Here is an 11,066-nt window from a genome sequence, read left to right on the forward strand (position 1 = left end):
GCTGCCTTATAGACAGCTCCGATCTTCAGCTAACGCACCAGTTAGTTCATTAAGGTGACACATAAAGTGCAGTTGTTTGTATATCCGAATCAAACCCTATCATCCAGTCCAAAAAAAATTCATTTATTCTGCATATGCTTACCCCATTTTGCTAATGAATCCAGTGATGGTATCAGGGCTTTTCCTGCTTCAGTCAGTGAGTATTCTACTCTTGGTGGAATCTCCATATACTGTTTACGAATAACGAGTCCATAATCCTCCATTTCTTTTAAAGATTGAGATAACATCATATTAGTTATCCCATCAACTTTACGTTTCAACTCGTTGTAACGTAAAGTGTTGTTTTTCCACAAAGCCCAGATAATTGGGAGTCGCCATTTACCTCCAATTATGTTCAAAGCATAATTTAATGGACAATTATTCCTATTCTTTTTTCTTGTTTCTTCTCTATTCACTAAAACACTCCTTTAATCAGTTTTTACTGTCTTAGTAATAAAATCCTGCATACTTGTTTTAACATGACTATGTAGTAATATTTTAAGTAGCTAATTCGTTCAAGTAAAGGAGATGAAAAATATGAATTTTAAATATGAAGTTATACCTGACGAAAAAGTTGAAATTTGTAGAGATCTATGTAATGAACTGATGGCCTTCCAGAAATCAAAAGCATATTTCAAACCGGAACTGTTTAACGACATGAATTTTGAAACACGGATGATTCCTTCTATGAAAAGTGCGATTTACAATCATATTGTGGTTGCTAAAGATAATGGTAAAGTAGTTGGTTATGCTTACTCGAACATCTCTCCTAAAGAAGCTTATTCAAATGAGTTCGCCACTTTTTTTGACTTGTCTTCTGTTAGTAGGAATAATGTAGGCTGTTTATCTCAATTTTATATTAAAGAAGAGTACAGACAATATCGGATTGGATCTATACTTTTCAATATGTCAATGAAGTGGTTGAAACAATTTCATGATGTCGAAGATTATTTTATCTTTGTTTCAAATGGCAATCAACATGCCTTGGAATTCTATAAACGTAAAGGATTTTCTGTTAGCCATGATATATTGGATGGCTTTATAACCGTTTTACGAAACAATACACAGTTTGAAAATAAGATAGATGTTTCATAATTAAGGATGTTTAAAAAATTCGTTGCTTTTAACCCAATTAAAGATTTAATAGGTGTACCCTTTTGTACAAAGGGTATGCCACAATTTTCTTTTAATAAATTCCCTTCTTGTGGTAAATTATTTAGATAACCCTCCTATGGATAACAAAAATCCCCATAAAAGACCGACCATATTCTCGATCGTTTCTTCCCTGTTAACTATGAAAAATACCTTTGTATCAACCCTTCAACAAAACAAAATTAACCGTCTTATTGATACACGTCTACAAAACACATCTCAATTGGCCGGTTTCACTAAGAAGGATGACCTTGCATTTATCTTAGAACTGCTTCATACCGATTATGTTCATGATCTTTCTTTAGCCCCGACGGAAAGCCGATGAAGGCAATCAAATAAAAAGAGATTTCTTGGGGAGAGTTTGAGACCACTTTCTTAAATTTATTATCGCAACGGAAAATAGAAACAAGAATGAATGAAATAATAGAGGACAGCGTTCCATGTTTCTTATGCAGTGAAGAGAAGCCACATCATTGCCATCGAAGATTGGTTGTTGAATATTTAAGGGAATTTGATAATCGCATTCGTATCGTTCATCTATAGCATACAATCAAAATTAATTGCTCAATCTCTTTATAACGAAATGTGTGGTTAATTGTCCGAATGGTTCATTTGAATCGGGCGACCTTCTTAAATAAAAGAGCGCTCTTCTTGATGAGATTCTACCGCGCAGTACGACTACACTACGCTTCTTGAACTCCCTCAGTTTAATACGATTTTCTCACAAATACTCGCTTATTCGCAGGATTTCATCACCATTGAATTTAAGTTCACGGTTAAATGGAGTGATTTCAGGACATGAAGATTTCGTGAAGGCATAGTGATGTTTACCTTTAAGTTATCAGAAGTAAATTCAGCACATTGGTATTCCCTGATTTTCTTTGAGTGTGGGGTGTTGCGAAAGTACCTTGCTGAAAAGATCGAGACTTATCTTTTTATTCAGCTACCTAAGCCAAGTGAGTATCCAAATGTTTTAAAAATTTCTGTTGGAGATTACTGGTGTATCCAAAATAACGGCTGGTCTATTGATTCTGCTACTGAAATTTTTAGTGAGGAATGGATATCTGATGCGAGTTTTTTGTCACCGAACCTGAAATTTATGGGAATAATAAACTCTATCATCAATTGAAAAAAGAACTTCGAATAAGAAAAACATAGGGAGATTTTAGTCTTCCTATGTTTTCATTCATATTATTTATCTGTTTGTTTTTGCTTCTTTTTCAAATACTCCGCACGTATTTTTTCAAGATGCTGCTTTTTATCAAATTTGGCAGGCGTCTGTTTTTCATGAAACTTTGTCACAGCTACCTTACCTTTGGTATCCAATTGATATTTTCCCACTTTGTTCACCTACTTTTCCTGTCTTTAAAGAGAATCTATTCAACAAATATAATATACCTTATTTTACTGAAGTAAACCTTATTACTTTATTAGTGTACTGCATATATCAGTAAAAACATTAAAAACTTAGTAAAATAATCTCCCCAATATTTTTCTCCCAAAAATCACCCCTTTTTATTAACTTTTCTACTTATAACAATCTTAATCCAAATATTACCTTATTCAACTAACCTGACCCATTAGTTCATTAAGGATTATTGTCTTTATGGAGTAGTATCTTCCGTCCGCGTTGGGTTTCTCATTTGAGGGGTTAGTATAGATCTTTAATGATAGTACCGCCTTTCTCCGTTTCCTTCGGCTATAGGCTCTTTTGTCTCAGCATCTATAATTACAAATTTGTGAATCATTTTTTCTTTTGTCTCTTTAATGGAACAAAATAGATATATTTGCCTTTTAGGATCTATATTTGGGTGTGGATTATTGTAACTATTAACTAGTGAATATTTTTCCGCATGTTTATTTACTGTGGATTTTAAATCATTATACAGAAGTTTTTCTCTAATATTCAGGGTTGCAGTTTTGAATTCACTATAATCTCCTAAGTTGTTTCTTTTATAAAATTCATTTGCACTGATTAGTTGTTTCTTGCTATTATCCGTATACTTTTCGGAAGTTTGTGCATTTACATTAACTGTTATTAACATAAGCATAGTTAAGATTAAAATAGACAATTTAGTTTTCATTGGGCCTCTCTCCTTTAACAAGATTAAAGGTATTATCCCCATTTTTAATTTTCTTAATGAGCTAACCTGCCCCGTTAGTGACATAAGGATTTTTAAACAACATTATATTTTTTAATGACTTTATTGTAAATTAAACAATTTTATTAGCTCTGTACAGTAGCGTCAGGAAAATGCGAAGTTTCAATATTAAAAAACCTAATTTCTCAGCATTAAATGAGAAATTAGGTTTTTTCATTAATAGAAAAAGACTTATAAGTATTTATCACTAATCACTTTCATATGATGTAACTCGTGCCCGACAATGCCATATGCAAAGGTACCTATCGAAACTGGGCAGTTCATTACAGTTCCATAACGATCCCATGCTGCATCATCAATGGTTGAAATAAGACTTAACGTGTTGGAGCGTACCGTGTCTAAACCAGCTAGTAGCTGCTCCCAGGATAATTTGTTGAAGTTTGCCGAAGTAAAAAAAGGAGTAATTTTCCCAGTGGGTAGAAAAATGAAGCATATGCACAATTTTTTGTGGGACAAAGTTATCTTAAATCATTGATTGCTGACCCTAAAGTGACCGTTGGTGTAGGGAATGTGACCTTTGAATCAGGATGCAGAAATAACTGGCATATTCATCGTGATGGATTCCAACTTTTATTAGTAACTGGTGGCGAAGGTTGGTACCAAGAAGAAGGTAAACCTGCTCAATTCTTAAAAGCTGGAGATGTTATTGTCACCCACGATGGTGTAAAACACTGGCATGGCGCTACAAAAGATAGCTGGTTTGAACACATAGCAATCACTGCAGGTACCCCGGAATGGTTGGAACCAGTAACAGATGATGAATACAGTAAAGTAAAATAATAGTTGAGGATAAAAAAAGCCCTGTTCAACCGGGCTTTTTAAATAACATTGCAAAAAAGTGTACTTCACTATCTTGCCCGTTAGTTTAAGTACACTCTTTCACAATTTATGCCGTCTTCGATCCATCATGACTTTGTACAAAATCGTTACGCACGTTTCCAAGGAGAAGGCCCATAATAAGAGACAAAATATTGCCTACAATCAAATAGCAGAATGCGATGTAATAAGATCCATTGAATAGCTGAATCAAAGCACCCATAACTGCTGGAGTGATAAATGCTGCTAGATTCGCTCCAGTATTTATCATTCCAAAAGCGCTTCCCATAATCGTAGAGGACAACAACTTCAATGGCACAGCCAAAATGCCCATGTATGCGATCTGAAGGAAGAAGGCCGCCATGTTTTGGAAGAGGATTGTCATTGTCAGATATTCAACATTGAACATGGCAAAAATACAAATGGCTGATAGTAGATTGCCAAAGATGATCAATAGTCTCTCACGGTTCACAAAGACTTTGTCAACCAGCCACCCTCCAACCAAGTAACCAATCATCCCTGCAATTGCCGGAAGGGATGAGTAGATCCCAGTATCAAGCAAATTGAGTTTACGGACATTCATGAGATAGGATGGCACCCAGCTATTCAGTCCCCAAATCGCAGTATACAAACCAAAAAGAGAAGCCATTATTTTCCACATAGAAGGTGATTTCAGCAGAGAAGTAATAGAGACTTTCCCTTCTTGCTGCTTAATTTCACTATGGTCGGTTTTGTCTGACCGGAGAAATAGGGTGTACAACAGGGCGATAACCCCCCCCATAATTCCAAGACATATATACACGTTTCTCCAACCTAATTGCGTAATAAAGTAGGCTCCCGCTATACTTGCCACGAACCCACCCAATACAATTGCGACAAGTAATACTGACTGTGCACTAGATCTTTTTTCTGGGCTCACATTCTCACTCATTAGTTTGGTAGCTGCTCCTGGAAACGCTCCTTCTCCCAATCCAAAGAAAAATCGGATAACCAAGAGAGAAGTGACCGACCAAGCCACACCTGACAAACCAGCAAACAAGGAGAACACTAGGATTGTTACTATAATGGCATATTTGGACCCGTATCGGTCTGCTAACATACCTCCTGGTATTTGCATGAGTGTATAGCCCAGATAAAATATGCTAAGCACGATCCCAAAAGTTGCTGCATCCATATCTAATTCTTTTCCAATAGGCAAAATTGCTATGTTTATGAACATACGATCAATGGAAGAAACAAACCAACCTAAGAAGAGTAGTACAATAATCCCCTTTTGTCGTGACAGTCTTGGATTCAAACCCTTCCCCACCCTTCTTATATACTCCCAGAATAAGTTTTCATTAAAGCAGCCGCCAGAACCCAATGCAGGTGTCTGGCTTACTTGCTTTCTGTCTAAATTCATATAATGAATCATCACTTGTTTTTAAAGGAAATCCTTTCTAATAAACCCCAATCTGGAAAGTGCCGTGAATAGACAAATATAGATGGACATCGATAAAACCCGACAGCTTTTTTCTGACTCTGCTCAAACCTATTATTTATGGGCAATAGGATTAAAAATTAATTCTTCTATGGAGTGAGGACACTCCGTCAGCATCTCATATCCATTTTTTGTAACGAGAATCGTGTCCGAATGACGAAAGCCTCCTATTCCAGGGACATAAATACCGGGTTCGACCGTAAATGTCATTCCCTCTTTTAATATGGAGTTATCATCAAAACGGAAGAACGGAGCCTCATGGACAGCAAGACCGATACTATGTCCGGTGCGATGAACGGCATTTTCACCATATCCTGCTTCTTGAATAATTGAGCGTGCTGCAACATCTACATCATTTGCCTTTACACCAGCTTTGATTGTATCAAGCGCGGCTTTTCGTGCATTCACCATCACTCCGAACAATTCTCTTTGCTTAGCATTCGGCTCCCCAACAAAGCAAGTTCGTTCACATTCACCCTTATATCCATCAAATGAAGTAATTCTTGTAATAATTAATCCATCCCCTAATTCTATTTTTCTCAAATTTGAAAACACATGTGGCAAAATCGTACGTTCTATTCCAGATGGACTCATTCCTCTAGAAATAAAGCTTGAGTCAGGATAAAGGTAAGAGGCTTCTTGATAACTTGCTCTGGCTGCAGCATCTTCAATTTCCAACTCAGTAATTCCTACTTTAAGAGCACGAAATGCTGCTTGTACAGAGCTTACGGCTAATGAGCAGACTTGACGCATTTTTTCTAATTCCTTGACACTTTTTACCGCTCGCATTTTAATCATCTCGGAAGTAATATCGGCTAATTCCCAGTCTTCTCTCTGGAGGATACTTGCCAATTCAAATGGTAAGAAGCGAGACTCAATTCCGAGCCTCCTTTCCCCTTTTTGAGCTTGTAAACATTTTATAATCAACTCAACAGGGTTAATTTGGTCTGCCTTTTCAGGATGCTCATAATACACAAATATACGATCATATTCCGCATATAATTTGGCGTGTTCTTCCTCTAATCCTGGTACAATTAGGATACATTCATCCTTGGTTACTAATGTGAAAATTGGTCGGGAATAAGTAATTATTTCAAATCCAGTCATGTAGCACTGGTTAAGTGGATCAGTCAATAATACTGCTGTAAGTTTTCCATTTTCCATAAAACCCCGTAACTTTTCTAACCGTTTGTTAAAATTCATTAGATCAGCCCCTCAATTAAAAATGCTTATACCCTTACAAAACAGTCCTACATTCATAAGTTTTTCAAATCACATTCCAATAATTTACAGAAAAAACTTTCAATAAAAATACCACCATGAGAACAACAATCAATAATGGATAAATAACAATAATAAAAACCAACGTTTAATGAATTTAGTCCATCTTTGACCCAGTCTGATTGTGTACCCTACCGTTACGTGCGTTCCTAATGAGAAGACTTATAATTAGAGACAAAATATTGCCTGAAACCAAAATGGCAGAATGAATGTGTAGTTATAAGATTATTCTCATCGTTCTCCCTTATTTATACTCTCAGAATATAGTAATCTTCGTTTCCCTACTCATCGACTCGCATTTTCGGAACATGTTCCTTACAAAAGCAGCTTTAGAGATATTATAAATAAAAAGAAAGAATTGTAGAAATACTTAAAAATATCTATAATGATACCCAATAAGTATTATTCAATGAACAGGAGGAGGAAGAGTGGAGCTGAGGCATATTCGATATTTCGTGGCACTTGCAGAAGAGCTTAACTTTAGTCGTGCATCCGAGCGCTTGCATATTGCCCAACCCCCGCTTAGCAGGCAAATTCAACAATTGGAAGGCGAAGTTGGCGTTCTCCTGTTTCATCGTACCAATCGCCGGGTTGAATTGACCAATGCAGGGAAAGCTTTTCTGGAAAAGGCTTATCAAATGCTTGATCTGGTTGAGGATGCATTTGATACAGCACGAATGACGGCTAGGGCAGAACACGGGCAGCTGGTAATTGCGTTCACCGGGACTGGAGAAAATATCCTTCCCATCGTGCAGAAGTATCGGGCAAAGTATCCTTCCGTCAACTTGAATCTACAGCAAATGGGTACTACCGCCCAAATTCATGCATTACATGGGAAACAGATTGATGTCGGGCTTCTCACCCCGCCTGTTAATAGCGAACAGCTAATCGTAAAAAATTATATGCATCTTCCTTTAAAAGCCATGCTACCAGAGAAACATCCCTTGGCAATGAAAGGGGACCCCATTTCCATAGCAGACTTGGCAGACGAATCATTTGTTATTACCCCAAGGGTGATTGGACCGGGCTTTTACGATGTGATTACAAAAACCTGTCTTCAAGCCGGGTTTTCTCCTAATATCACGGTTGAGACTCATGACCTCCAAACGGTAATGTCTCTCGTATCCCTTGGGATGGGCGTCTCACTTACAGCTGGAAATACACAAACTAATGGAGTTGTCTTTAGGGAACTGGTGGATACGACAGTTACGCTGGATATAGCAGTAGCATACCGCCGTGATGAGAAATCAGAGGTGTTTCATTCGTTTCTGGATATGTTTTTCGATTATTATTCCATTTAAAATGATGAGAGCCGCCTATCATTTACGTGTCGATAGGCGGTTTCCCAATATTTTTTGGAGAGCTTAACTGAGCTTCGCTTGTTATACGAAATCTACGTCCTACCCTGGCTACTGATATAATAGATTCTATTAAAAAAAGGTCAACCAGTAAAATAAACTGGCTAACCTTATAATTCGAACGCACCCATTAGTTGAACAAGCACCTACTTTTTTATTGGTTTTTCTTCGAGTTGTGCGAAAGAAAGTTTTATGAATAATATCTATCTTCTTGTAAAAATATAAGATAATAATTAACAAGGAGACTTAATAATGAGAAAAACAGCTATATTATTTCTTATCCTTTTCATTTCGTACAATAGTGTTAGTGAAGCAAAAACCACAATAGAAACAATCCCTCAACAGCAACCACCTTCCATAATGGAATTAGCTTTTCTAAGATATCTGGGCATAACCACCATACTTGAAATTATGGAAAAACACGGTGATTCCCAGCTATTCACTTTTAGTAGAATTGAAAAAATTTCAAGAGATATTCAAAATGATTCATATGATGTGTCATTACGAGTAATTGGATTTGAAGGACCACTTAACCCACCCTATAAGGTAATTCGTATGACTATTCGTATACCGGGTGTGAAATATAGTAAATATAGTGTAATTTCCTATAAGCATCGGTATGTCTCTGATAAAGAATTTGATGAATTAACTAAATATACTGCTGATTAATTGTACTTCTTTTTGTCAGAATTTAATGTGACATTTATGAGCCAATCTTTCTTGTTGAACTAACTGCCCCGATAGTTCATTAAGGGGTAGCATCAGGAAAGGATTTACAACGTTAAGGAAACCACAATACATAAAGCCTAAATTCCCGGTGTTATAAGTGTGAATTCAGGCTTTGTTTACTTCATTAAAGAGCCTGTTCGTTGAAGATCATTGTAGCTTTAGAATAAAGATGATCGAAAAGTTACCTTTACCCTATATTTAACATCCATACAAAAGACTCCATACTGAAAAAAGATTGATTAAAAGGAAGTGACTTTATAGAGTTATTAAAAAGAAAAAAAGGAAGGTTGGGAAATATTTTTTCTATCTGATTTTTAATATTATTTTCCCTTTCGCCCTTCCTGACTCCGCATACTCCATCGCTTTTTGAGCATCTTCAAAAGGAAAAACTCTATCAATTATAGGTATAATTTTACGAGTCTCAATAAAGTTTGCGATTATACGTAATTGCTCTCCACTCGGCTTCATAAACAAAAACGTATATTGAACATTATGCTTTTTTTCAAGCGCAGTAAGTTTATTACTTGCTGCAGAAAACAACAACGTTTTAAAAAATCCGGAACCATATTCTTTACCAAAACGAGCATTCGGTAATCCCGAAACGGAAACAATTTTCCCTCCGTTTTTTATCACTTCGAATGATTTTTCGAGTATCTCACCCCCAAGTGTATCAAATACGGCATCATAGTTTTTCAGTATCTCTTCAAATTTTTCTGTCTTGTAATTGATAATTTCATCTGCACCAAGAGATTTCACTAAATTCGCACCAGCTTCACTGGCAGTCGTTGCAACAGTGGCACCCATTAATTTGGCCAGTTGAATAGCAAAGGTACCGACACCGCCAGCACCAGCTTGAATTAAAATCTTTTGTCCCTTTTGCAATTGCAAAATGTCAGTTAGGGCTTGATAGGAGGTTAACCCAACCAGTGGAATCGATGCTGCTTCTTCAAAGCTTAAATTTTTAGGTTTTAAAGCGATGTCATCTTCATGAATGGCGATATATTCAGCAAAAGTACCGATTTTACTCTTACGTGGACGTGCATATATTTCGTCGCCAACTTTAAAACGAGTCACTTTTGTGCCAACCCTTGCAACGACACCAGAAAAGTCATTTCCTAAGATAAGAGGCATTTTATATTTAACTAGCAATTTCACTTTCCCATCGCGTATCTTAAAATCAACAGGATTAATACTAGCTGCATGAATTTCTGCGAGTACCTCATATTCACCAATTTCAGGTGTGTGCATTTCTACCAAACGCATTGGAACTTTCCCATACCTATCAATAACCATTGCTCTCATACCTATACCTCCAACTAATGTGTGTTTATATTCCTTGATTTCAATAAAAGTTCTGCATGAACTTATCAATATCCAACACAAGCGTTCTTAATAAACCTAATTCCGTACGTACATTAATATAATAAAAGTTTTTTGTCCCTTCTTTACGCATTAAAATAACACCGGCATCTCTTAAAACCTTAAGATGATGGGACACAGCAGGTCGAGAAAGATGTGTTTGTTTAGTGATTTCACCCACACGTAAACCTGTTTGACAATCCGTACCCATTAGAACTAACAAGATCGATTGACGCGTTTCATCACCAATTGCCAATAGTACTTTTTGACAATTAATAAAATCCTCTTTGATAATATTTAGTTGGTCCTGTTTATTCATTCAGTAAAATACCTCCAGTAATCAGTTTAATGGTTTAAGTTGATGAACCATATTGCACCTAACAGAACAATATACTATTGTTCTGTTAGGTGCAATATTGAGAAAGCAAATCGAGACGAATACCTCTTAGAGGGTAAGTATCGTTAACTTTTAAATGTTTTGGAACTCCCTCAGTTTGATTCGAATATCGCTCGAATGCTCACTTATTCGCAGGATTTCATAACCCTTGTAATTGGACTTACGGGTAAATGAATGAGTTCAGATCAGTTAGGCTTAGTGAAGGCATAGTTAAATAAAGGAGTCAGCTACCACTCCATATTTTACCATATAATGTACATCCCCACGCCGCTCCTGGAGGCTTTCCCTCCCAA

General features: G+C 36.5%; 14 protein-coding genes and 1 pseudogene. 7 read left to right on the forward strand and 8 right to left on the reverse strand.

The features are described from left to right. Positions 1-119 precede the first annotated feature (119 nt). Complete coding sequence (locus IOC57_RS24650) at positions 120-455, reverse strand: winged helix-turn-helix transcriptional regulator (RefSeq protein WP_207441176.1); 336 nt, start codon at positions 453-455, stop codon at positions 120-122. Positions 456-576: 121 nt separating this feature from the next. Between IOC57_RS24650 and IOC57_RS24655 the strand changes: the two genes are divergently transcribed. The 4 genes from IOC57_RS24655 to IOC57_RS24665 all read left to right on the forward strand — a co-directional run bounded on the left by IOC57_RS24655 (position 577) and on the right by IOC57_RS24665 (position 2,320). Then, positions 577-1,134 carry a GNAT family N-acetyltransferase gene (locus IOC57_RS24655; protein WP_207441178.1) on the forward strand — a complete coding sequence of 186 codons (558 nt, stop codon included), beginning with the start codon at positions 577-579 and terminating at the stop codon, positions 1,132-1,134. Between the two features lie 136 nt (positions 1,135-1,270). Then, complete coding sequence (locus IOC57_RS26230) at positions 1,271-1,516, forward strand: DUF488 family protein (RefSeq protein ID WP_286185172.1); 246 nt, start codon at positions 1,271-1,273, stop codon at positions 1,514-1,516. Positions 1,517-1,602: 86 nt separating this feature from the next. Next, the gene (locus IOC57_RS26235; protein ID WP_396020885.1) at positions 1,603-1,734 is read left to right on the forward strand and encodes a DUF488 family protein; all 132 of its coding nucleotides are present in this window, start codon (positions 1,603-1,605) and stop codon (positions 1,732-1,734) included. Positions 1,735-2,014: 280 nt separating this feature from the next. After that, a complete protein-coding gene (locus tag IOC57_RS24665) occupies positions 2,015-2,320 on the forward strand; it encodes a hypothetical protein (protein ID WP_207441180.1) in 306 nt (101 codons plus the stop codon). Between the two features lie 62 nt (positions 2,321-2,382). Here the strand turns inward: IOC57_RS24665 and IOC57_RS24670 are convergent, their stop codons facing one another. From IOC57_RS24670 to IOC57_RS24680, 3 genes are all read right to left on the reverse strand, one after another. Then, a complete protein-coding gene (locus IOC57_RS24670) occupies positions 2,383-2,532 on the reverse strand; it encodes a hypothetical protein (RefSeq protein WP_094246623.1) in 150 nt (49 codons plus the stop codon). A 323-nt stretch (positions 2,533-2,855) separates the two neighbouring features. Beyond that, the gene (locus IOC57_RS24675; protein WP_207441181.1) at positions 2,856-3,275 is read right to left on the reverse strand and encodes a hypothetical protein; all 420 of its coding nucleotides are present in this window, start codon (positions 3,273-3,275) and stop codon (positions 2,856-2,858) included. A 249-nt stretch (positions 3,276-3,524) separates the two neighbouring features. Then, entirely contained in the window at positions 3,525-3,758 is a 234-nt protein-coding gene (locus IOC57_RS24680; protein WP_309487766.1) for a DinB family protein, read from the reverse strand. Between IOC57_RS24680 and IOC57_RS24685 the strand changes: the two are divergent. Further along, positions 3,724-4,133: pseudogene (locus IOC57_RS24685) on the forward strand (cupin domain-containing protein). The gene IOC57_RS24680 and the pseudogene IOC57_RS24685 sit on opposite strands and share 35 nt — an antisense overlap. Before the next feature lie 106 nt (positions 4,134-4,239). Here the strand turns inward: IOC57_RS24685 and IOC57_RS24690 are convergent. Continuing rightward, entirely contained in the window at positions 4,240-5,571 is a 1,332-nt protein-coding gene (locus IOC57_RS24690; protein WP_207441183.1) for an MFS transporter, read from the reverse strand. Between the two features lie 132 nt (positions 5,572-5,703). Beyond that, positions 5,704-6,852, reverse strand: coding sequence for a M24 family metallopeptidase (locus IOC57_RS24695; RefSeq protein ID WP_207441185.1), 1,149 nt, complete (start codon positions 6,850-6,852; stop codon positions 5,704-5,706). A gap of 506 nt (positions 6,853-7,358) precedes the next feature. Between IOC57_RS24695 and IOC57_RS24700 the strand changes: the two genes are divergently transcribed. Further along, positions 7,359-8,231, forward strand: coding sequence for a LysR substrate-binding domain-containing protein (locus IOC57_RS24700; RefSeq protein ID WP_309487764.1), 873 nt, complete (start codon positions 7,359-7,361; stop codon positions 8,229-8,231). Between the two features lie 309 nt (positions 8,232-8,540). After that, on the forward strand, positions 8,541-8,957 hold the full coding sequence (locus IOC57_RS24705) for a hypothetical protein (RefSeq protein ID WP_207441186.1): 417 nt from the start codon (positions 8,541-8,543) through the stop codon (positions 8,955-8,957). 363 nt (positions 8,958-9,320) lie between these two features. Here IOC57_RS24705 and IOC57_RS24710 read toward each other — a convergent pair whose 3' ends face one another. Then, on the reverse strand, positions 9,321-10,319 hold the full coding sequence (locus IOC57_RS24710; protein ID WP_207441188.1) for an NADP-dependent oxidoreductase: 999 nt from the start codon (positions 10,317-10,319) through the stop codon (positions 9,321-9,323). A gap of 40 nt (positions 10,320-10,359) precedes the next feature. Next, positions 10,360-10,695, reverse strand: a complete 336-nt coding sequence (locus IOC57_RS24715) for an ArsR/SmtB family transcription factor (protein WP_137020278.1) — start codon at positions 10,693-10,695, stop codon at positions 10,360-10,362. Positions 10,696-11,066: the final 371 nt, after the last annotated feature.

Origin of the sequence: Bacillus sp. SD075 (assembly GCF_017355165.1) — a bacterium.
Lineage (GTDB): Bacteria > Bacillota > Bacilli > Bacillales > DSM-1321 > Peribacillus.